The 21,816-nt window shown below is 60.2% G+C and carries 15 protein-coding genes; 2 read left to right on the top strand and 13 right to left on the bottom strand.

Annotated features, from left to right (window positions below; genetic code table 11):
- Positions 1 to 229: 229 nt before the first annotated feature.
- The 9 genes from ADS46_RS14685 to pilM form a co-directional block, all read right to left on the bottom strand.
- Positions 230 to 1,648, bottom strand: coding sequence for an FAD-dependent oxidoreductase (locus ADS46_RS14685; protein WP_066321300.1), 1,419 nt, complete (start codon positions 1,646 to 1,648; stop codon positions 230 to 232).
- Between the two features lie 36 nt (positions 1,649 to 1,684).
- The gene (gene gltB, locus ADS46_RS14680; RefSeq protein ID WP_066321299.1) at positions 1,685 to 6,127 is read right to left on the bottom strand and encodes a glutamate synthase large subunit; all 4,443 of its coding nucleotides are present in this window, start codon (positions 6,125 to 6,127) and stop codon (positions 1,685 to 1,687) included.
- A gap of 461 nt (positions 6,128 to 6,588) precedes the next feature.
- Positions 6,589 to 7,695, bottom strand: coding sequence for a 3-dehydroquinate synthase (gene aroB, locus ADS46_RS14675; protein WP_066321298.1), 1,107 nt, complete (start codon positions 7,693 to 7,695; stop codon positions 6,589 to 6,591).
- Positions 7,692 to 8,255, bottom strand: coding sequence for a shikimate kinase AroK (aroK, locus tag ADS46_RS14670; protein ID WP_066321297.1), 564 nt, complete (start codon positions 8,253 to 8,255; stop codon positions 7,692 to 7,694). The genes aroB and aroK overlap by 4 nt, the downstream gene beginning before the upstream one ends.
- On the bottom strand, positions 8,255 to 10,294 hold the full coding sequence (pilQ, locus tag ADS46_RS14665) for a type IV pilus secretin family protein (RefSeq protein WP_066321296.1): 2,040 nt from the start codon (positions 10,292 to 10,294) through the stop codon (positions 8,255 to 8,257). The genes aroK and pilQ overlap by 1 nt, the downstream gene beginning before the upstream one ends.
- Before the next feature lie 54 nt (positions 10,295 to 10,348).
- Positions 10,349 to 10,888, bottom strand: a complete 540-nt coding sequence (locus ADS46_RS14660; protein WP_066321293.1) for a pilus assembly protein PilP — start codon at positions 10,886 to 10,888, stop codon at positions 10,349 to 10,351.
- A complete protein-coding gene (locus tag ADS46_RS14655; RefSeq protein WP_066321292.1) occupies positions 10,885 to 11,514 on the bottom strand; it encodes a type 4a pilus biogenesis protein PilO in 630 nt (209 codons plus the stop codon). Before ADS46_RS14655 ends, ADS46_RS14660 begins: the two co-directional genes overlap by 4 nt.
- Entirely contained in the window at positions 11,511 to 12,074 is a 564-nt protein-coding gene (locus tag ADS46_RS14650) for a PilN domain-containing protein (protein ID WP_066321291.1), read from the bottom strand. The genes ADS46_RS14655 and ADS46_RS14650 overlap by 4 nt, the downstream gene beginning before the upstream one ends.
- A complete protein-coding gene (pilM, locus tag ADS46_RS14645) occupies positions 12,071 to 13,132 on the bottom strand; it encodes a type IV pilus assembly protein PilM (protein ID WP_066321289.1) in 1,062 nt (353 codons plus the stop codon). Before pilM ends, ADS46_RS14650 begins: the two co-directional genes overlap by 4 nt.
- A gap of 193 nt (positions 13,133 to 13,325) precedes the next feature.
- Here pilM and ADS46_RS14640 point away from each other — a divergent pair, with 193 nt between their 5' ends.
- Entirely contained in the window at positions 13,326 to 15,857 is a 2,532-nt protein-coding gene (locus tag ADS46_RS14640; protein WP_066321285.1) for a penicillin-binding protein 1A, read from the top strand.
- A gap of 101 nt (positions 15,858 to 15,958) precedes the next feature.
- On the opposite strand, the gene ADS46_RS14635 is transcribed toward ADS46_RS14640, so the two are convergent.
- Genes ADS46_RS14635 through ADS46_RS14625 form a run of 3 tightly spaced genes read right to left on the bottom strand, consistent with a single transcriptional unit; the run spans position 15,959 to position 19,531 of the window.
- Positions 15,959 to 17,968: a TRAP transporter permease gene (locus tag ADS46_RS14635; RefSeq protein ID WP_066321283.1), complete on the bottom strand. Its 2,010-nt coding sequence runs from the start codon at positions 17,966 to 17,968 to the stop codon at positions 15,959 to 15,961.
- Between the two features lie 31 nt (positions 17,969 to 17,999).
- Positions 18,000 to 18,551: a DUF1850 domain-containing protein gene (locus ADS46_RS14630; RefSeq protein ID WP_082926100.1), complete on the bottom strand. Its 552-nt coding sequence runs from the start codon at positions 18,549 to 18,551 to the stop codon at positions 18,000 to 18,002.
- Positions 18,552 to 18,571: 20 nt separating this feature from the next.
- The gene (locus ADS46_RS14625) at positions 18,572 to 19,531 is read right to left on the bottom strand and encodes a TAXI family TRAP transporter solute-binding subunit (protein WP_066321282.1); all 960 of its coding nucleotides are present in this window, start codon (positions 19,529 to 19,531) and stop codon (positions 18,572 to 18,574) included.
- Between the two features lie 288 nt (positions 19,532 to 19,819).
- On the opposite strand from ADS46_RS14625, the gene ADS46_RS14620 reads away from it, so the two are divergent.
- Positions 19,820 to 20,566, top strand: coding sequence for a sulfite exporter TauE/SafE family protein (locus tag ADS46_RS14620; RefSeq protein WP_066321280.1), 747 nt, complete (start codon positions 19,820 to 19,822; stop codon positions 20,564 to 20,566).
- A 9-nt stretch (positions 20,567 to 20,575) separates the two neighbouring features.
- Here ADS46_RS14620 and lhgO read toward each other — a convergent pair whose 3' ends face one another.
- A complete protein-coding gene (gene lhgO / locus ADS46_RS14615) occupies positions 20,576 to 21,772 on the bottom strand; it encodes an L-2-hydroxyglutarate oxidase (RefSeq protein WP_066321279.1) in 1,197 nt (398 codons plus the stop codon).
- Positions 21,773 to 21,816: the final 44 nt, after the last annotated feature.

Here is a 21,816-nt window from a genome sequence, read left to right as displayed (position 1 = left end):
CAGAAAGCCACACCAGGATGGGACGACAGAATAGCAGAGTACGACCTAAGGCTCAATTTGAACTGAGCATCCAAGACCTACTCAACTGAATCACACTTGTGCCAACGCCCCAGCGATAGGTCTCCGCGAGGGCGCTGTGAACCCATCCCTGGGCGCTACTTTCGCCATCCCTGGCGAAAGACCCTCGCTACGACCTATCCCTGGCGCTGCTCTATGCGTCAGGCGCGCGCTACACGCCCAGGTAATCCAGCATGCCTTCCGCTGCCTGACGGCCTTCATAGATGGCGGTGACCACCAGGTCAGAGCCGCGCACCATATCGCCACCGGCAAAGATCTTCTCGTTGCTGGTCTGGTAGGCGTACTGGCCATGCTCCGGCGCTTTCACCCGGTCACGCTCGTCCACCTGGATATTGGCGGGGTCAAACCACGGGGCAGGGCTTGCCTGGAAGCCGAAGGCAATGACCACGGCATCGGCGGCAACAATCTCTTCCGAGCCTGGAACCACTTCAGGGCGCTGGCGACCGTTTTCATCCGGCTCGCCCAGACGGGTGCGCACCACCTTCACGCCTTCGACCTTGTCGTCACCGACAACGGCAACCGGCTGACGGTTGAACAGGAACTCGACGCCCTCTTCCCGGGCATTGGCGACCTCCTTGCGCGACCCCGGCATGTTCTCTTCGTCACGGCGGTAGGCGCAGGTGACGCTGGTGGCCCCCTGACGGATCGAGGTGCGGTTGCAGTCCATGGCGGTATCACCACCGCCCAGAACTACCACGCGCTGACCTTCCATGGAAATGTAATCGTTGGGGTCTTTTTCAAAGCCCAGGCAGCGATTGACGTTGGCAATCAGGAAGTCGAGCGCTTTATAAACACCCGGAAGATCTTCGCCCGGGAAGCCGCCTTCCATGTACTTGTAGGTACCCATGCCCAGGAAAACGGCGTCGTAGTCCTGAAGCAGGGTATCGAACTCAACGTCGGTACCGATCTCGGTATTCAGCCGGAACTCGACGCCCATCTCTTCAAAGACCGCACGACGGCGTTCCATGACGTTCTTTTCCAGCTTGAACTCGGGAATACCGAACGTCAGCAGGCCGCCGATTTCAGGGTACTTGTCGAACACCACCGGCTTGACACCATTGCGCGCCAGAATATCGGCGCAACCGAGGCCCGCAGGACCGGCACCCACAATTGCCACTTTCTTGTCCGTCCAGGTGACCTGGGACATATCCGGACGCCAGCCCATGGCAAAGGCGGTGTCGGTAATGTACTTCTCGATCGAACCAATGGTCACCGCGCCAAAGCCGTCGTTGAGCGTGCAGTCACCCTCGCACAGACGGTCCTGGGGGCACACACGGCCACATACCTCGGGCAGCGAGTTGGTTTTGTGCGACAGCTCGGCGGCTTCGATAATGTTGCCTTCCACCACCAGCTGCAGCCAGTTGGGAATATAGTTGTGCACCGGGCACTTCCACTCGCAGTAAGGGTTGCCACAGTGCAGGCAGCGGTGTGCCTGGCTGGCCGCATCGGTGGGCTTGTACGGCTCGTAGATTTCAGTAAATTCTTTGGCACGCTTACGCGCATCTTTTTTCTGCGGGTCCTGACGACCCACATCCACAAACTGGAAATCGTTATTCAAACGGTTGGCCATGATTTCTCTCCTGTCAGCGATAGGGGCACAAAACGGTTATTCCGGCTGACGCCGAGACTGATCCAGCAGGCTACCCAGGCTTGCTGCCTTGGGTTTTACCAGCCAGAAGTGACGCGCGTAGTCGCTGAAGTCTTCCAAAATAGCCGCCCCACGTGCTGATCCTGTCGCTGCGACGTAGGCCTCAATCATTTCGCGCAGGTGGCGACGATACGCCTCCATTGCTTCGGTGTTAACACGGTGAATCTCAACCAGTTCATGGTTGTACTTGTCGACGAAGGTGCGCTCTTCATCCAGCACGTAGGCAAACCCGCCCGTCATGCCGGCGCCGAAGTTCACCCCGGTCTCACCGAGGACACAGACCAGGCCGCCGGTCATGTATTCGCAACAGTGGTCGCCTGCACCTTCGATAACGGCCGTCGCCCCGGAGTTGCGCACCCCGAAACGTTCACCCGCCGTACCCGCCGCAAACAGCGTACCGCCGGTCGCGCCATACAGGCAGGTGTTGCCGATGATCGCCGTTTTATGGCTTTCAAATTCACTGACTTTCGGCGGCACAATCACGATGCTGCCGCCGTTCATGCCTTTACCCACGTAGTCGTTGGCATCGCCTTCGAGATACAGGTTCAGGCCACGGGCGTTCCACACCCCGAAGCTCTGCCCGGCAACGCCGGTAAAGCGGGCGGTGATCGGCGCGTTTTCCAGGCCTTCTTCACCGTAGCGCTTGGCAATCGCGCCGGATGTCAGCGCGGCGACACTGCGGTCACAGTTGGTAATGGTGAAATCGAACTCGCCACCCGACTGGTTTTCGATGGCATCTTTCAATGCCGCCAACACTTCCTGGTTTTTGGCACCCGGATCGTGGGGCACGTTACGGCTCACCTTGCAGAACTGGGGCGCATCCGCGGGCACGAAGTCGTTGGTCAGCAGCGGCGTCAAATCCAGCTTGCGCTGGGAGGCGGTATTGCCTTCCAGTACTTCAAGCAGGTCGGTACGGCCGATCAGATCGGTGAGTTTGGTCACACCGAGCATGGCCATCAGCTCGCGCACTTCTTCGGCGATAAAGCGGAAGTAGTTCTTGACCATGTCCACGGTACCGCGGAAGTGCTCGCCGCGCAGGTAGTCGTCCTGGGTGGCGACACCCGTGGCACAGTTGTTCAGGTGACAGATGCGCAGGTACTTGCAGCCCAGCGCAACCATCGGCGCGGTCCCGAAGCCGAAGCTTTCCGCCCCCAGGATTGCCGCCTTGACCACGTCCAAACCGGTCTTCAGGCCGCCGTCGGTCTGCAGGCGGATCTTGTCACGCAGGCTGTTGATACGCAGCGCCTGGTGGACTTCCGGTAGCCCAAGCTCCCAGGGTGACCCGGCATGCTTGATTGAGGTCAGCGGACTTGCGGCGGTGCCCCCATCATAGCCGGACACGGTAATCAGGTCCGCGTAGGCCTTGGCAACCCCTGTCGCGATAGTGCCGATACCCGGCTCGGACACCAGCTTGACCGATACCTGGGCGTCCGGGTTGACCTGCTTGAGGTCAAAGATCAGCTGCGCCAGGTCTTCGATCGAATAGATGTCGTGATGCGGCGGCGGTGAAATCAGCGTCACGCCGGGCACCGAGTAGCGCAGCCGCGCAATCAGCTGATTGACCTTGCCGCCCGGTAGCTGACCACCCTCACCGGGCTTGGCGCCCTGGGCGACCTTGATCTGCAGGACTTCCGCATTGACCAGGTAGTGAGGCGTCACGCCAAAGCGGCCAGAGGCAATCTGCTTGATCTTGGAGCTGCGAATGGTGCCGTAGCGCGCCGGGTCTTCGCCGCCCTCGCCGGAGTTGGAGCGGCCACCTTCCTCGTTCATCGCCTGGGCCAAGGCTTCGTGAGCCTCCGGCGACAGCGCGCCCAGCGACATGCCCGCGCTGTCAAAGCGCGGCAGCAGGTCTTCGACCGGCTCGACGTCATCCAGCGAAACCGGCGTTTCGGCAGGCTTGAGGGCCAGTAGATCGCGGATTGTCGCCACCGGCCGCTCGTTGACCAGCTGGGCGAATTTCTTCCACTTGGCGTAGCTGCCTTCCTGCACGGCGGCCTGAAGCGTCATCACCACGTCAGGGTTATAGGCGTGATACTCGTGGTTATGAACGTACTTGAACAAGCCACCCTGGGTGATGCCCTTGCGCGGAATCCAGGCGTCTTTGGCCAGCAATGCCTGCTGCATCTGCAGCTCGGCAAAGCCGGTGCCCTGGATGCGCGACGCCATGCCCGGGAAGCACATCTGCATGATGTCGTCGTCGAGGCCGACGGCTTCGAACAGCATCGAACCGCGGTAAGACGCCAGTGTCGAGATGCCCATCTTGGAGAGGATCTTGAACAGCCCCTTCTGCAGGCCTTTACGGTAGTTTTCCCGCGCGTCTGCCGGGTTGCCGGTCAGTTCGCCGGTGCGGTGCATATCCGCCATCACCTGGTAGGCAAGCCATGGGTAGACCGCCGTCGCGCCCACGCCGAACAGTACGGCCATCTGGTGGGCGTCCCGGGCGTAGCCGGTCTCGACCACAATATTGGCGTTGGGACGCAGGGCGAGTCGGCCCAGGTGGCTATGAACCGAGCCCACCGCCAGCGCGGCCTGAATCGGCAATAGCCCCTGGGTTAAATCGGCATCGGTCAACACCAGCAGGACCTTACCGGCCCGTACCTGGGTTTCGGCTTCCTTACACAGCGCGGTCAGCGCCTGTTTGAGCGACTGCTGCTCGGGGTCATAGCCAAGCGACAGGGTGTGACTGGCAAACGCCGGATCATCCTGACTGACCAGGGCGGTAAATTTGCGCGGCGACAGCACCGGCGTGGTCAAGATCAGCCGGTGGGCATGCTCCGGGGTCGCTTTGAAAACATTCAGCTCGGCGCCGCAACAGGTTTCCAGCGACATGACGATGGCTTCACGTAGCGGATCGATGGCCGGGTTGGTCACCTGGGCAAACTTCTGGCGGAAATAATCCGTCAGCAGCCGCGGACGGCTGGACAGCACCGCCATGGGCGTATCATCGCCCATTGAACCTACCGCCTCCTGACCGCTTTCAGCCAACGGGCGCAGCACCTGGTCGCGTTCTTCAAAGCTGACCTGGAACATCTTCTGCTGCACGTTCAGGGCATTGCCATCCATGTTCTGGAAACGCGCCAACTCGGTGAGCGCCGATTCCAGGTAGTTGGCTTCCTGCTTGAGCCAGCGCTTGTACGGATACGCCGACTTCAACCGATTGTCGATGTCCTCGGTGTGCAGTACCTCACCGGTATGGGTATCCACCGCCAGCATCTGGCCGGGGCCCACGCGGCCTTTGGCCACCACGTCTTCCGGCTGGTAGCCGTAGGTGCCGATTTCCGACGCCAGGGTGATATAGCCATTCTTGGTGATCACCCAGCGCGCGGGGCGCAGGCCGTTGCGGTCGAGCATGCAGACAGCCTGGCGACCGTCGGTCATCACGACGCCCGCCGGGCCATCCCAGGGTTCCATATGCATGGAGTTGTATTCGTAGAAGCCGCGCAACTCGGCGTCCATGGTTTCGACGTTCTGCCAGGCAGGCGGCACCATCATGCGCACTGCGCGGTGTAGCTCCATGCCACCGGTGAGCAGCACTTCCAGCATGTTATCCATGCTGGAGGAGTCTGAACCGGTGGTATTGACGATTTCATCCAGTTCAGCGATGTCCGGCAGGCGTTCGTTAACGAAGTTCGCTTTACGCGAGTTCGCCCAGCCGCGGTTGGCTTGAATGGTGTTGATCTCACCGTTGTGCGCCAGCAGACGGAACGGTTGGGCAAGCGGCCAGCGCGGTGCGGTGTTGGTCGAGAAACGCTGATGGAAGACGCAGATAGCCGTTTCCAGACGCGGGTCGTTGAGGTCTGTGTAGAAGGCCGGCAGGTCTTCGGGCATCACCAGCCCTTTGTAAGACACCACTTCAGACGACAGCGAGGCGACATAAAAGTCTTCGTCATCGCGCATTGCCTGTTCGGCATAACGGCGCGCCATGAACAGGTCAACGTCAAAGTGCTCACCGCTGCCCGGCTGCACGAAGACCTGTTTGATGCGCGGCAGGCAATCGAGCGACATCGGCCCGCATACGCTGGAATCCGTGGGTACGTCGCGCCAGCCGATCACGCTCAGGCCTCGCGCCTTGAGCGTGTCTTCAAGGGTATCGCGTCCGCGGGCGGCCCGTTTGTCATCATCGGGAAGGAACACGACCCCAACGGCAAAGCGCTCGCCCAGTTCCACGCCCAAGGCATCCTTGGCCACCGCCTGCATGAAGTGAGTGGGCATTTTAAGCAACAGCCCGCAGCCATCGCCGGTTTTACCGTCCGCAGCGATACCCCCCCGGTGCGTCATGCAGGTGAGGGACTCGATCGCGGTTTTCAACAGATCGTGGCTGGCCTGCCCTTCCATATGGGCAATCAGGCCAAAGCCGCAGTTGTCGCGAAACTCGCCGGGCTGGTGAAGACCTCTATTCATGGGCGTGCCTCTAGTCTAGTCAGCGTGTTTTTTTGGTAGCGCGGTTGTGATAAAAAGGCGGGTTATTGATTTTTTAAGTGGTGATCACCGGCCTGCTGGAGGGCGGCTTTTGCCTTCGCTACCATTGGAAAATGGCCGGTCAGCATAGCGATTTGCAGCCGCTTTGCGCAATCTTTCCTCGCCCCCCGGACCCTCAAAACCCTTTCCAAATCCTGTAGTTGCACAACCGATCAATTAAAAAATCGATATCCTTCAACCACTTGCAATGCAGCCAAACGCTATTTTAACGAAAAACCAAAATAACTAGACTTTAGTCTAATAAGGTGCTTTTTAGCCATGCCGATGCTGCATAAGGCATACGGATTAGCTAAAGCATAAACAATTAGTGCGCACGACCTAAAAACACCCCGCTTGGTCAAAGCGAGGTGTCGACAAGGTGCAATACAAGTGAAAATCAGCGGCTAGCGCCGCGGGTAGCGATCGAGCAGGCTTGTTAGCTGGTCAGGCGGCACCGCATCGCTGACGCAGGCGCTGCCCAACGCCTCGAGCAGCACCAGGCGCAGGCGGGTATCGATGTTTTTCTTGTCCAGCCGCATGCGGGCCAGAAAATCGTCACTCGACATGCCTGCCGGTGCATGGACAGGCAAGCCGGCGCTCTCGATCAGCGCCAGGCTGCGCTCGCAGTCTTCGGTCGAGATCCAGCCAAGCGCTTGGGAAAGCGTGGCGGCCATTGCCATCCCCGCGCCTACGGCTTCGCCGTGCAACCAGTTGCCATAGCCCTGGTGCGCTTCAATGGCGTGGCCAAAGGTGTGTCCCAGGTTGAGCAGCGCGCGAACACCCTGCTCGGTTTCATCCTCAGCGACAATATCCGCTTTTATAAGGCAGCTTCGGGCGATGGCTTCGGCAATCACCTCGGGCTCCACACGGCGTAATGCCGCCATGTTGGCTTCCAGCCAAGCCAGGAAGGTTTCATCGCGGATGAAACCGTATTTGATCACCTCCGCGAGCCCCGCTGACAGCTCCCTCGCGGGCAGTGTGGTCAGCGTGTCGATATCGACCAGCACGGCCTTGGGCTGCCAGAAGGCACCGATCATGTTCTTACCCAGCGGGTGATTGACGCCGGTCTTACCGCCCACCGAGGAGTCCACCTGGGACAGCAGCGTGGTCGGCACCTGGATAAAGGCCACGCCACGCTGGTAGGCGGCGGCCGCATAGCCGACCATGTCACCAATGACGCCGCCGCCCAGGGCGATCAAGGTACAGCGACGATTAAACCCCGCTTCCAACAGCGCATTCCAGATACGCTCTACCTGCTCGATGGTCTTGTACTGTTCGCCATCGGGCAGCACGACCGTGCGCACCTCCAGATCATCCGGCAGGCTATCGCAGAGACGCTCCAGATACAGTGGGGCAATGGTTTCATTGGTGACCACCATGACCTGCTGACCGGCCAGATACGGCGTCAGCATGTCGGGCCTGCCCACAAGCCCCGTACCAATAAGGATCGGATAGCTGCGCTCGCCGAGCGCCACCTCAAGCGTACGCTGTACGCCGTCAACTGCGGTCATGGGGATACCTTGTTTGACGAGTTTATGGATTCAAGAGGGTCGACCAGGCGCCGGACGCGTCGCACAATTTCGTTGACCACCGCCCGCGGACTGCGCCGGTCGGTGCGCACGGTAATATCCGACGTGGCGCGATATAGCGGGTCTCGGGCGGCGAACATATCGTTCAGCACCTTCTCACGGTCGGCACACTGCAACAGCGGGCGGTTGCGGTCTTTGGCCGTGCGCCGGAGCTGCTGATCGACAGTGGTCAACAGATACACCACCGTGCCCCGCTCGCGGAGTGCGCGGCGGTTTTCCTCGCGCAGCACCGCGCCACCGCCGGTCGCCACGACCACGGGATGGCGTTGGGTCAGCTCGTCGATCATGTGAATCTCACGCTGGCGAAAGCCCTGCTCGCCTTCCACATCAAAAATCCACGGGATATCGGCCCCGCAGCGCGCTTGAATGGCGTGGTCGCTATCAAAAAAGTCGCGCGATAGTTCGGCTGCCAGCAGTCGACCAATCGTGCTTTTGCCAGCCCCCATGGGGCCAATCAGAAAAAGGTTGGGTAAATCCTGCATCAGCGAACCGTTAAGCCATCATCAAGAAGTCGTGGTGTAATAAAGACTAGCAACTCTACCTTTTCATTGCTCTCTTCGGTATAGCGAAACAGTCGACCCAGCAGGGGAATATCGCCGAGCAGCGGCGTTTTGGCGACTTGACGCAGCTCCTCGGTGGTTAAAATACCGCCCAGCACCACGGTTTGACCATTATCGACCAGCACCTGGGTCTCGATTTCATTGGTATCTATCGGCGGTTCACCCCCAAACTCGGATTCCCGGAAGCTGTCATTGCGAATCAGAAGATCCATGATGATGCGGTTATCCGGCGTAATCTGCGGGGTGACCTCAAGCGATAGCTCGGCCTCCTTGAACTCGGTATCCGGATTATCGTTACCGTCAACACTCTGGAAGGCACGCTCCTCGCCCTGGCTGATGGTGGCGGTGCGCTGATTGGCGGTAATGATCTTGGGCTGCGAAATGGTCTGGCTCTTGCCTTCACTTTCCAGAGCGCGCAGCTCAAGATCGAGCAATACGTCGCCAGCCAGATAGCCAAAGCTGAACCCGGCACCGGCGTCGGCGGTGTCGCCAAAATCAACCGCCAGTCCGCCGCGAGCGCGATTCAAGCCCTGGGGATTAATATCCCGGCCGGTAAATTGACCGTTGTCACTTTCCTGAAACCCGCGAGTGCTGGAAGCCCCCCAGTTGATGCCCAGCTCACGGGAAGCCGTATCACGGGCAATCACGATACGGGCTTCAATCTGCACCTGGCGGACGGCCACATCCAGGCGGTCCAGGGTGCGCACGATTTCGCGCACTTGATCCGGCGTGTCCTGAACCAGCAGCGTGTTGGTGCGTTGATCAACGCTGACACGACCACGCTCGGTGAGCAGGCCGAAGCCATCACCGCCACGCAGCAGTTGCGACAGGTCTTCGGCACGGGCGTATTTCACTTCGATGAACTCGGTAATCAATGGCGCCAGCGTTTCCTGCTGTTCGCGGGCTTCCAGTTCCTGGCGCTCCAACTCGGCCAGCTCACTCGCCGGTGCCACCACAATCACATTGCCCTTTTCACGGCTGGAAAGCCCCTGGCTCTGGAGAATCAGGTCCAGCGCCTGGTCCCAGGGCACATCGTTAAGATTGAGGGTTACCCGCCCGCTGACGCTGTCACTGGCCACCAGGTTCAAGCCGGTAAAATCGGCGAGCGTGGCAAGCACGGCGCGCACTTCGATGTCCTGGAAGTTAAGGCTCAGGCGCTCGCCGGTGTAGTCTTCGCCTTGATCCACCCGGGCCTGCTGGGGCGCTTCGCTGACAGGCTGCACTTCCACCGTCAACTGATCGCCTGACTGGGATGACACCATGGCATAGGGGCCGTCGGTGGCCAGCACCAGCTCGCTGCCGCCTTGCCCGCGGCGCGGGGTGATGCGTGTGATCGGCGTGGCAAAATCCGTCACGTCATAGACCTGATTGAGGGCGTCGGGCACATTCACCTCACCCAGATCGACAATCACCTCATTACGTCCGCCCTCGCGCACCTCGGGCCTGACATTGTCGCGATCAAAGGTAACCAGCAGGCGCCCTGCCCCGTCCTCACCGCGCTGAAAGTCGATATCCTGCACCTGCGGCCCCTGCGCGGTTTCAAGGCGTTCGACTGGCGCCTCATTCGATGCACGGGCGGCCGCCAGGGTCACCGTCAGCCGGTCACCGGACACCGATGAACGAAACTGGCGGGGCGTCTCCAGATCCAGTACAAGGCGCGTGCGACCACTGCCCTCCAGCGCGGTAATGCCTTCAATGCCACCCAGGTCAACGCGTGTGCGACGCTCGGCCAGGCCGTTTTGGGTATCCGCCAGGTCCAGCGCCAAACGCGGTGGGTCCGTCAGCGGGTAGCCGTTGAGTTCAGGCACATCGCCGCTGAAGCGCAACTCCAACGCCACATCGCCGCCCTGCGTCTCTCGCACATCCAGGTCGGTGAGCACCGACGCCATCGCCCAGCCGGGAAGTAGCATCATTGCTGCCAGCATGCTTTGCCGAAAACGGCTTGCCAAGGTGTTTGCCATGGGTCTCCATCCACTTGCTTTGGGTCGCTGCGTGATGCGCATGCCCGTCATCATTTAGCGCTCATCGTCGATGGTGAGCGAAGCAGGACGTGTCTGCCAGCCATTTTGCTGGGTGTAAACGCGTTCACGAATCTCAATTTCCCGGGCGGAAATGGCCACAATGCGGCCATCGTTGGTGCCCATATAATTACCTTCCCTGACGTTAACCACCTCGCCCTCAGGTGTCGCAATCATGGCCACCTGCCGCCCGCCCATGCGTAGCGTGCCAACCAGCTGCAGCTCTTGCAGTGAAAAGCGCTCCAGCGGTTCGGCAGGTCGTTGCGGGTCCGGCCCATTTTCACCCGCCACGCCGTAGGCGTTGTCCTGTATCGATTGCGGCGGCAAAAAGGGGCTGCGCGCGTCACTGTGCTGATAGCGTTGTGCCGGGTAAAGCGGTATGTAGGGAATCACCATGACCGGCTCACTGCTGGCCTTTTGCCGAATATCATCAAGGCTTGCCTCCAGTTGCGGGAGTGCCGGATCCGCACAGCCCGTCAACAGGAGCAAGCCCGCCAGCCATCCGGCAACCAGACCTCGGCGCACCAACGACGTCATGGATTTTCCTCCCGGTCCCGGTAGGTTCGCGCCAGCAAGGAAAGCCGCAGGTTGCCCCCGCTGTTATCGACGGGCGCCAATGTGAAGTCGTGCTGGGTCACCAGCCGGGATAGCGAGGCAATATCGGCGGCAAAACGGGCAATCTGGTGAAAGTCGCCGCGTACCTGTATATCCAGCGGCTGCTCCACATAGTGCCGTTGGGTAACGGTGGGGCGCAAACGAATGGTTTCGATCGTCAGCCGGTTATCCACCGCGGCATCGCTGATGCTATCGAGCAACGATGGGATCTCCGCATCGGTGGGCAGGATGGCGCGCACACGCTCCATCTGGTCTTCCAGCGTGGCAAGCTGCTCGCGCATCTTGGGCAGCTGGGCCGCTTCACCCGACTGCCGACGATAGTCACCAAGCAAGCGCGATTCTTGCTGCTGCGCACTGGCCAACTCAGCGCGACGCTCGCCGATGATCAACCATTCCATGATCAACACAGCCACCAGCAAGGCCAGCCCACCGCACAGCGCTTTAAGCAGCAATGGCCAGCCACCGGCTTCTTTCACATCCAGGTCTCGCCAATCGACATCGCGCAGCTGTTGCCATTCCTGCGCCCACCGCGCCCGCTTCCAGATCATGGCTGCTCCTCGACGGACGTTGACAGTGACGGTTGCTCAACGTCGAAACGGAACTGTCGGCCGCCCTCCTCGGCGTCGCTCTCGACTTCGGATAGCGATGGCACGCCAAACGCCCCACTGTCAGCGACGCGGCGTAACTGCTCGGACACCTGCCGTTCGCTGGCCGCAACCCCTTCGATGCTTATCTGGGCACCGTTGCGAGATACCTGCCGGTAGACCACACCGCTGGCGACGCTGCTTGCGAGCGCATTGAACAGCTCGACGGTGCTGGCCCGCTGCGTTTGCAGCGTTTGAAACAGCACCAGTTGCTCCCCAAGCCGCAGGGCGTCCGCCTTATACTGCTCCAGGTTGCCAATATCCTCTGTCAACTCCCGGGCCTGGGTCTCGATAAACGCATTGCGCTGTTGCTGGGCAGCCAGTTGCATTGAATAAAACTTGGCAATGCCCCAGCCGAGTGCGACGCCTATCAACAACATCAGCACCATGAAAGAGTAAAAACGCCGTGTGCGCCGTTCGCGCTGTTCCTCGCGCCAGGGCAACAGGTTGATGGTAATGCTCATTGCCCAACCCTCATGGCCAGGCCGCCTGCTGTCAGCATCGCCGGGGCATCGTTGGTGAGCGCTTCGACATCCAGGCGCTTGTTGACCGCCATGGCCTGGAAGGGGTTGGCGATGGTCACCGTCATGCCGCTATCTTCAGCGATTCGCTCCGCCAGGCCCGGAATCACGCTCGACCCGCCCGCCAGCACAATGTGCTTGACCTCATGCTGACGCCCCGCGGTGTAGTAAAGCTGGAGCGAGCGCCCCACCTGCTGCACGACCGTTTCCAAAAACGGGTTAAGCACGCTGTCATGATAGTCATCGGGCAGGCCGCCGCGTTTTTTGGCAAAACCGGCCTCCTCCATACTTAATTGGTAACGGTCGCGGATGGCATCGGTCAGTTGGCGGCCACCAAAGACCGTGTCACGACTGTAGACGATGTGCCCACCGCGCACGACGTGAAAGGCGTTCATATTGGCCCCGATATCCACCAGGCCGACGCAGGCGTCGGGGTCGTCCTCAACATGAAGCTGGCGGCGCAACACTTCGAACGATCGCTCCATGGCAAAGGTTTCAACTTCAACGGCGGCGGGTTCAAGCCCGGCACGCTCGAGGGTCTCGGTTAACTGGCTTACATCCTGCTGGCGGCAGGCCACCAGCACTACCTGCTGCTGATCATCGTCGAATGGCGATGGCCCCAGGCACTCAAAGTCAAACGCCACCTCATTGAACGGAAACGGAATATGCCGGTCAGACTCGTCGATAATCCGGGCTTCGATGTCGTCTTCGCCAAGGGAGCGCGGAAAGCTGAGCGTCTTGGTGATCGCGGCGCTCGCCGGTACGGCCACCGCCGCTTTACGCGTTGACGGACTGGCATGTTCTACCGCACGACTGAGAACCTGGGCGACATCGTCGATATCGCGGATACGCCGTTCCACTACCGCCCCTTCACGGAGCGGACGCACCGCGTAGCTTTGCACCTGAAAGTTCTGATGCGCGTTCTTGAGTTCGAGCAGCTTGACAGTCGCCGACGTAATATCGACGCCGATCAACCCGTTACGGGGTTTGAGTAAGCGCATTATGGGTCCGGAGTCGCTTGCCTATCGCGTTGCTTGAGGTTACATGATTTTAAGCCGAGTCACACTCACGCCGCATCATGGCACATCAACACTGGTGGCGGCCGCCTTGGCTTCCTATAATGGCAGCCAGTTGCGTGATACGGTCGTTTAGATACCGTCTCTTTTTTATTCATCCCACGGGTACTTTCCATTCATGACGTTTCTCCGCACCCTTATTGTGTCGCTGTTAGGCATTCTGGTCTCGCTTACCGGTGCCGTCGTTCTTGCCCTGGTCGGCGCCGCTATCTATTTCTCTCCGGGGCTTCCCGACGTTCGTCAGTTGCAAAACTTTGAATTGCACACCCCCTTGCGCATCCTGACCCGCGACGGGCGCCTGATCGGGGAGTTTGGTGAAGAGCGGCGCATTGAAATTGATTTCGAGGCAATTCCCGATGAGATGATCAACGCGCTGACTGCCGCCGAAGACGCCAGTTTCTTCGACCATCAGGGCGTGGACCCGCGCGGTTTGGCGCGCGCCTCGCTGGAACTGGTGCGCAGCGGCGGGACCATCCAGTCTGGCGGCTCCACCATTACCATGCAGGTGGCGCGCAATTATCTGCTGACGCTTGACCAAACCTTCACGCGTAAAATTCGCGAAATACTGCTCGCCCTGCAGATGGAACAGGTGTTAAACAAACAAGAAATTTTTGAACTTTATGTAAACAAAATCTTCCTGGGTAACCGGGCGTACGGTATTGCCGCGGCGGCCGACACCTATTACGACAGACCCCTGGATGAGCTGACGCTGGCCGAAACCGCCATGATCGCCGGCCTGCCCAAAGCCCCGTCGGCGTTCAATCCCCTGGCCAACTCCGAACGTTCGCTGATTCGCCGCAACTGGATTCTGTTCCGCATGCGCGAGCTGGGCCACATCGACGAAGCAACCTACCGGGAGGCCGTCCAGGCGCCAGTAACCGCAGAACGGCATTCCACCGAGCCGGAAGTGGATGCGTCCTACGTGGCCGAAATGGCTCGCCAATACGCCATCGACCGCTTTGGGGACGACGCCTACACCGGCGGCTATCGCATCTACACGACCATCGACAGCGAGCTGCAGCCCACCGCCCGCCGCGCTCTGGCCAACGGCTTGATTGCCTACGACCGTCGCCATGGCTGGCGCGGGCCAGAGGAGCGTGACATTGCCGCAAGCCTGGTTGAAGCCCAGGAAGAGACCGAAACCCGGGGCCTGGAAGAAGAGCTTGCCGAGTCGCCGGAAATTCGCCAAACCGCCCGCCAGGCGGCCGAACGCAGCCAAACTGAAATCGAGGGTATCGACGGTGATGTCAGCAACTGGCTTCAGGTCCTCGACCGCACGCCCCGCTATGGCATGCTGGAACCCGCGATTGTCGTCGAGAGCAGCGGCCAGCAAATGGACGTGCTGGTTGACGGCGAACTGCGCCAGATACCGTGGGAAGGCTTGAGCTGGGCACGTCCTTATCTCAGCCCGCGCAGCCGCGGTGCCGAGCCCAGCTCGGCCCAGGAGATCGCGGTACGCGGCGACCTGGTTCGCGTCGTTGAAGACGAGGAAGGGCAGCTGCGCTTGTCACAGCGCCCCGATGCAGAAGGCTCGCTGGTGGCCCAGGACCCGCGCACCGGGGCGATTCGGGCGCTTCAGGGCGGCTTCGACTTCAACGCCAGCAAGTTTAACCGTGCGGTTCAGGCCCAGCGCCAGGCCGGCTCCATCTTCAAGCCGTTTATCTACCTCGCCGCCCTTGAAGATGGCGAAATGAACGCGGCCAGCGTCGTCAATGATGCCCCCGTGGTGATGGATGACGGCAGCAACGAGCTATGGCGCCCGGTGAATTCGAGCCGCGACTTCCAGGGTCCCACACGGCTTCGCCCGGCGCTGGCCCGCTCACGCAATCTGGTGACCATCCGCGTTCTGCAAAGCATGGGCATCAACTACACGCTTGACTACCTGAAAGGCTTTGGCTTTGCCGAAGGCCGTCTGCCTAACGGCCTTTCGCTGGCACTGGGCAGCGCGACGCTGACACCGATGGAAATGACCAACGCCTATTCGGTGCTGGCCAACGGTGGCTTCCAGGTTTCGCCCTGGTTTATCGAAAAGGTCGCTCGCCAAGGTGACGAAGAAGAGGAAATCCTCAACGAAGCAAACCCACAGGTGGCCTGCCGTGGGTGCGAAGACGACCAGGAGACGGTAGAGATAGACGGCCACGACTACCCTGTTGCGAAGCGCGTGGCCGACCCGGCTGCGGTGTATATTCTCCGCGACATGATGCGTGACGTGATCGAGAGCGGCACCGGGCGCGCCGCACTGAGCCTTGAGCGCGACGATATCGTTGGCAAAACCGGCACCACCAACAGCCAGCGTGACGCCTGGTTTGCCGGTTTTAACGACGAGCTGGTCACCACCGTCTGGGTCGGCAAGGACAGCAACGAGACCATCTCCGAGTATGGCTCCCAGGCAGCCCTGCCTATCTGGATCGACTTTATGGGACAAGCCCTGGAAGGCACACCCTCGGCGTGGCCCGAGCGCCCGGAGACGGTTATTACCGCACGCATTGATCCCGATAGTGGCCGTCGCCTGCGCGACGAGCAGTCCGGCGGCATCGTTGAGCTGTTTCACGAGGATCACCTGCCTGACTACCAGAACAGCCAGATCAGCCGTGAACTGGAAGAGGCCAGCGGCTCACAGGGCTCCGGCACGGCGGAATCGATTTTCTAGCCAACCCATCAACCTCGACGCAAAAGGCCTGGCGATATGCCAGGCCTTTTTTTGTGCGGCGGTTGTGCCATGAATCAATACACCACCTGCCCGTTAACAGGCTAGGCGGCGACAGTAGACTCCCGGCGACTGGCCAGCCAGTTGGCGACAATCGCCACGCTCATGACCACCACACCGGCGACTTCCGCCATCAGGTTGGGGTAGAACACGCCGACGATAGCGCAAGCGATCGCCACACGTGACAGCCACCCCATGCGGGTGAACAGGTAACCTTCCAGCGCGGCGGCAAAGGCGCATAATGCCAGCAAGGCAATCACCGCGTTCCAGATCACCAGCGGCACCGGCCCGCCCACGATGATCTCCGGGTTGAACACCATGAACAGCGGAATCAGGTACAGCCCCTTGGCGAACTTCCACGACTGGAAGCTGGTTTCCATGGGCTTGCTGCCCGCAATGGCGGCCCCGGCGAAGCCCGCAAGGGCAATGGGCGGCGTCACATTAGAGTCCTGGGAGTACCAGAACACCACCAGATGGGCGACCAGCAGCGGAATCCCGAATTCTGTGGTCAGCGCCGGGCCGACCAGCACGATCAAGACGATATAGCTGGCGGTGACCGGCAGCCCCATCCCCAGAACCAGGCTTGCCAGCAATACCATGATCAGCGCGAGCACAATGTTGCCGCCTGAAAACGCCATCATCATCGACGAGAACTTAAGCCCCAGGCCGGTAAGCCCGACAATGCCCACGATGATCCCCGCAACGGCACACGCCATGGAGACGGCGACGGCATTGCGCGCCCCCAACTCCAGGCCTTCCACCAGTTTCTTGAAACCCGCAGCGGCCATCTCCTTGATGCTGTGGGCCGTCACGGTTTCGCCCTGGCGAGGGGCCACAAAGAAGAACCACAACACATAACGCAACACGGCCACCGCCACCATGGTGACGACTGCATAAAAGCCGACGCGACTGGGTGACATGCTCATCGCCAGCAGCCATACCAGAACGCCCAGCGGCAGCAGGAAGTGCCAGCCATCCTTCATCACCTGGCGCATCTGCGGCAGCTCGCTTCTGGCCATGCCCTGCATGCCTTGCTTGAGCGCGATGATATGCACGAACAGGTAAACCGTTGCAAAGTACATGATCGCGGGCAGGATACTGATCTTGACGATTTCCAGGTACGGCGTATTGGTATATTCAGCGATCAGGAACGCCCCCGCCCCCATCAGCGGTGGCATGATCTGCCCCCCAGTGGAAGCCGCGGCCTCGATCCCACCGGCCTGCTTGGGCTTGTAACCCAGGCGCTTCATGAGCGGAATGGTAAAGGCACCAGTGGTCACCACATTGGCGATTGCACTACCTGAAATGGAGCCCATGCCTGCGGAGGCCAATACCGCCGCCTTGGCAGGTCCGCCCCGCTGGCGACCGGTCGCCGCGTAAGCCATGTCGATAAAGAACTTGCCGGCACCGGTACTTTCCAGAAAAGCGCCAAACAGCACGAAAATAAAGATATAGGTCGCGGCAACGCCCAGCGGCAGGCCGAAGATGCCTTCCTGGCCGAGGTAGAGCTGACCGGCAATACGATCAAAGCTATAGCCCCGATGCCCCAAGATGCCGGGCAACCACTCCCCCAGCCAGGCCAGATCACCACGTGGCCCTGCCATCGCGTAAAGAATCGCGATCAGCCCGATCAGGGTCATGCTAAGGCCGACAGCTCGGCGGCTCGCCTCCAGCACGGTGACCGTGGCGATGCAGGCCACCGTAATATCGGTCTGCGACCAGAAACCGGCCCGATTGATGATCTCGTCGAGATACAGCACCAGATAGCCGCCCGTGATCAAGGCACCGGTAAAAAACACCGCATCAAGCCCCCAGCCCACAATGCCTCTGGGACGCCCACCGCCAAATACCGGAAACATTAAAAAGGCCAGCATCATGATCAGCGCCAGGTGAATACTGCGCTGATAAAACAGCCCCAGCGGCTGGATGCCCGCTGAGTAAAGTTGAAACAGTGAAAGCCCTACCGCCACGATGGTAATGCACCACAACACAGCGCGTGGCTGAACCACGTTGCCGCCGGGCATTACCACCGAAGGTTGTTTTGATTCACTCATGGAGTCCTCGTCAGACGATATATCTGGCTGATTAGTTTTTCGTGTTGGCGTCAGCCGACTCGGTCAGGCGCAGCGTTACCCGCTCCCCGGCGGCGCGTTGACTCAGGCTGAAGCTGTGTGCCTGACCATTACGCTGCCACACCAAGCGGTGGTTAACGGCAGGCGCGCCGACACGCAATACATACTGATTCCCCGGAACGGGCTCGTCGATATGTTCGATCCAATATCCGCCCTGACCATCGGAAACCTGCTCGCCACGACCATAAATATGCCCCAGGCCAGCGGCAAAGTCGGGTTGGTGGCTGCGCTCCAGCTCCATCACCCCCGCATGATTTCGATAACAGTCCAGGACCGTAAACTTCTCCACCGAATGCTGCCATTTCAGGCACCAGCGGGTGCCCGCGGGCATCGGCGTGTGGAAGAGCTGCTCGCCCTGCTCGTTGGTCACTACCAGGAACTCAGACGCATTAGCCGGAGCAGAGGTAGACTCCGCTCCGGCTAATGGTGAAACGGTTAGCCCCAGCACGAAGGCCGGGACTAACCTTGCGGCCAGTGTCCAAGGCAGGCGTCGTAATGGTTGCATAATGATCGCCTGCGTACGGATCAGGGACGTAGACGATCCGGAATTTCGGCGTCCACTTCTTCAAAGTAGCGAATGGCGCCCGGATGCAGCGGCACCGGTGTGGACTCCATGGTGAACTCGACGGTGGTATCGTTCGCCGCCGGATGAACCGCGATCAGTTCGTCAGTATTCTCGAACAGCAACTGGGTCAACTGATACGCCAGGTCTTCATCCATATCCGAGTTGACCACCAGTACGTTGGGAATGCCGATGGTCTGGACCGTTTCGTCCATGCCTTCGTAGAGGCCTTCCTGGAGCTGGTAGGGCGCGAAGACTTCCACTTCTTCCCGCGCGTTGGCAACTTCCTCATCGGAGAGGCCGATGATGCGGATGTCACGCGTAGTGGCCAGGTTCATGATGGAACTGGTGGGTGGCCCGACACTCCAGAAACCCGCATCGATGTCGCCATCGCGAATGGCGTCAGCGGTTTCGTTGAAGTTCAGCCGCTGGGGCGTGAAGTCTTCATAGCTCAGGCCGTTGGCTTCCAGTACGGCGCGCGCATTCAGTTCGGTACCGCTACCCGGTGCCCCCACGGAGACCCGCTTGCCTTCCAGGTCCGCCAGTGACTCAATGTCCGAGTCGGCCAGGGTGACCAGTTGCACGGCATTCGGATACACCGATGCCAGCGCGCGGGTATTCTCGATCTGGCGGCCTTCAAAGTCGCCGGTACCGGTATAGGCTTGATAGACCGTGTCAGCCAGGGCCAGGGCCATATCGGCGTCACCGCGCATGATCAGGCCCATGTTTTCAACCGACGCACCGGTGACCTCGGCGGTGGCCTGAGCGCCTTCGATATGCTCGTTGATCATCTCGGCGAAACCGCCGCCGATGGGGTAGTAAACACCACCGGTTCCGCCCGTGGCGATAGACAGTTGCTGGGCGCTGGCAGGCAGCGCAACGGCCAAGAGTGAAGCGGCAGCAGCTTTAGAAAGCGTTCGCATAAGCGTTTCCTCCGTCCTGTTTGGACTTATAGGTATGGTTGACGAATAGGGAGGTAATACATCCAGCTTCCGATCGAATGGAAGCAGTCCCAATGAAATTAGCATGCAATCGCCGTGTGATGCCAATAACTTGGCATCAAGGCAAACCCTGCTTCAACGTTTCGCCAGAGCGAAAAGTCGTCTGCGTGCGTTTAGCTGGCGATGCTTATATGATTAAAGGCTTATCGACATTTCTGGAAAGGAGGCCCCCATGCTCGATCGACACTACACCCCTGGAAGGCGCCGCGCATGATGCTCTGGGAAGCCGCCGCACTGGTGGGCATTGGTATTATCGCCGGATTCATCAACGTCCTCTCGGCGGGCGGTTCGATGCTGGCACTGCCGCTATTGATGTTTCTTGGCTTGCCCACCCAGGTGGCCAACGGCACTAACCGCGTCGCCATCGTGCTCCAGAGCGTGTCCGCCATCAGCAATTTCAGACGCGCAGGCGCCTCGCATATCGGCCTGAGCTTGCGCCTTTCGGTACCGGCCGTGGTCGGCTCGCTGGTGGGGGCCTGGCTCGCCCTGCAGGTTAGTGATGCACTGTTCGAGGCGATCTTGATTGCCGTCATGGCCGCCTCGGCCCTGGTGATGCTGCTGCCGCAACCCAAGCTGGATACCCGCCCGCTCACCAAGGAACGACTGACCCCGCTGATTTATCTGGCCATGTTCGTGATCGGCATTTACGGCGGCTTTATTCAGGTCGGCGTGGGCGTGCTGTTCATCATCGTGCTGTACCGCATGCTGAAAATCGACCTGGCACAGGTGAATGTTTTCAAGGTACTGATCATTCTCGTCTACAGCCTCCCCGCCCTGGCGATGTTCATGTGGTTTGACCAGGTGCGCTGGAGCTACGGGCTTCTGCTGGCGGTGGGCAGCATGACCGGCGCCTGGCTGGCGGTAAAGGTCAACATGAGCCCGCGGGGGGCGATGTGGATCAAATACCTGACCCTTGCGATGATCGCCGCGATCCTGCTGCGTCTGCTGTTTGGTTAAGCGCCGGGGTCAATCGATCAGCAGCGCCGCGACCTGCTTCACGATATGCGCGCCAATGGGCAATGCCGAGGTCGCCGCCGGTGACGGCGCGTTACCCACGTTGAGCGTCCGTCGGGTATTGACGAACAGAAAGTCGTCCACCAGCTTGCCGTCTTTGGAGACCGCCTGGGCGCGAACCCCCGCCGGGTAAGGCAGCAGGTCATCCGCCGTCAGGCTGGGGCAGTACTTGCGCACCAGTTCCAGGTAGCCGCGCTTGTAAAACGAGTTTTTCATTTCCGCAAGGCCCGGCCGAAAATGCCTGCCCAGCACCTTCAGAATACCGGGATGGGTCAACATCTGGCCCATATCGGCAAGCGATACATCGCGCTTACGGTAGCCTTCACGCTTTAACGCCAGCACTGCATTGGGCCCGACGGTCACGCTGCCGTCGATCATGCGGGTCAGGTGCACGCCCAGAAACGGCATCGTCGGGTCAGGAATGGGATAAATCAGGTGGTTCACGATGTGATTATGCTGCTCGGGCAGTTGGTAGTACTCGCCGCGAAACGGGCAGATCGTGAAGTCGGGCTTCTGCCCCAGCATGCGGATCACCTTGTCGGCCATCAGCCCCGAACACGACACCAGGTAACGGCTGGTGTACGACGCCTCCGCTGTGCTCACCACCACCTCCTGGCGACGCTCCTCCAACCCCGTCACTTCCGCCTCATAGCGGATTTCACCGCCCAGGCGCTGAACGTCAGCGGCCATGGCCCGAGTCACTTCGGCGTAATCGACAATCCCGCTGGAAGGCACATGGATACCCGCCACGCCGGTAATGTTCGGCTCGCGCTCGCGCAGGGCATCGGCTTCCAGCCATTCACGCTCGAGGCCATTGGCCGCGGTGCGCTCCCAAAGCGCTTCCATGCGCTGCTTTTCGACCTCGTTCGTCGCGACCAGCAACTTGCCGCAGATGTCGTAGGCAATGTCGTGCTGGTCACAGAATTCGCGGGTAGCACGGTTACCCTCGAGGCAGAATTTAGCCTTCAAGCTGCCCGGCGTGTAATACACGCCGGCATGAATCACACCGCTGTTATGGCCGCTCTGGTGCTGTGCGGGGCCACTTTCTTTTTCGAGCACCAGCAGCCGTTTATCGGGGTAGGTCTGCTGGAGCTGCATCGCCGTGGACATGCCCAGGATACCGCCACCGATAATGATGAAATCCCACATCAATCTCTTCCTCCAGGCCACATTGTTAACATTTTCTGATAATA

This window comes from Halomonas sp. G11, from assembly GCF_001663515.1.
Taxonomy (GTDB): Bacteria; Pseudomonadota; Gammaproteobacteria; order Pseudomonadales; family Halomonadaceae; genus Vreelandella.
Note: the sequence above shows the minus strand (reverse complement) of the source record. Positions and strands in the feature narration are given on the sequence as shown.

Bases quoted from the DNA above. Each gene is read 5' to 3' on its own strand.
- pilM (WP_066321289.1), bottom strand. From the start codon at position 13,132: ATGCGCTTACTCAAACCCCGTAACGGGTTGATCGGCGTCGATATTACG.
- ADS46_RS14635 (WP_066321283.1), bottom strand. From the start codon at position 17,968: ATGAGTGAATCAAAACAACCTTCGGTGGTAATGCCCGGCGGCAACGTG.
- ADS46_RS14660 (WP_066321293.1), bottom strand. From the start codon at position 10,888: ATGACGTCGTTGGTGCGCCGAGGTCTGGTTGCCGGATGGCTGGCGGGC.
- ADS46_RS14685 (WP_066321300.1), bottom strand. From the start codon at position 1,648: ATGGCCAACCGTTTGAATAACGATTTCCAGTTTGTGGATGTGGGTCGT.
- aroK (WP_066321297.1), bottom strand. From the start codon at position 8,255: ATGCAGGATTTACCCAACCTTTTTCTGATTGGCCCCATGGGGGCTGGC.
- ADS46_RS14655 (WP_066321292.1), bottom strand. From the start codon at position 11,514: ATGATCTGGAAGCGGGCGCGGTGGGCGCAGGAATGGCAACAGCTGCGC.
- ADS46_RS14650 (WP_066321291.1), bottom strand. From the start codon at position 12,074: ATGAGCATTACCATCAACCTGTTGCCCTGGCGCGAGGAACAGCGCGAA.
- ADS46_RS14630 (WP_082926100.1), bottom strand. From the start codon at position 18,551: ATGCAACCATTACGACGCCTGCCTTGGACACTGGCCGCAAGGTTAGTC.
- gltB (WP_066321299.1), bottom strand. From the start codon at position 6,127: ATGAATAGAGGTCTTCACCAGCCCGGCGAGTTTCGCGACAACTGCGGC.
- ADS46_RS14640 (WP_066321285.1), top strand. From the start codon at position 13,326: ATGACGTTTCTCCGCACCCTTATTGTGTCGCTGTTAGGCATTCTGGTC.
- pilQ (WP_066321296.1), bottom strand. From the start codon at position 10,294: ATGGCAAACACCTTGGCAAGCCGTTTTCGGCAAAGCATGCTGGCAGCA.
- lhgO (WP_066321279.1), bottom strand. From the start codon at position 21,772: ATGTGGGATTTCATCATTATCGGTGGCGGTATCCTGGGCATGTCCACG.
- aroB (WP_066321298.1), bottom strand. From the start codon at position 7,695: ATGACCGCAGTTGACGGCGTACAGCGTACGCTTGAGGTGGCGCTCGGC.
- ADS46_RS14620 (WP_066321280.1), top strand. From the start codon at position 19,820: ATGATGCTCTGGGAAGCCGCCGCACTGGTGGGCATTGGTATTATCGCC.
- ADS46_RS14625 (WP_066321282.1), bottom strand. From the start codon at position 19,531: ATGCGAACGCTTTCTAAAGCTGCTGCCGCTTCACTCTTGGCCGTTGCG.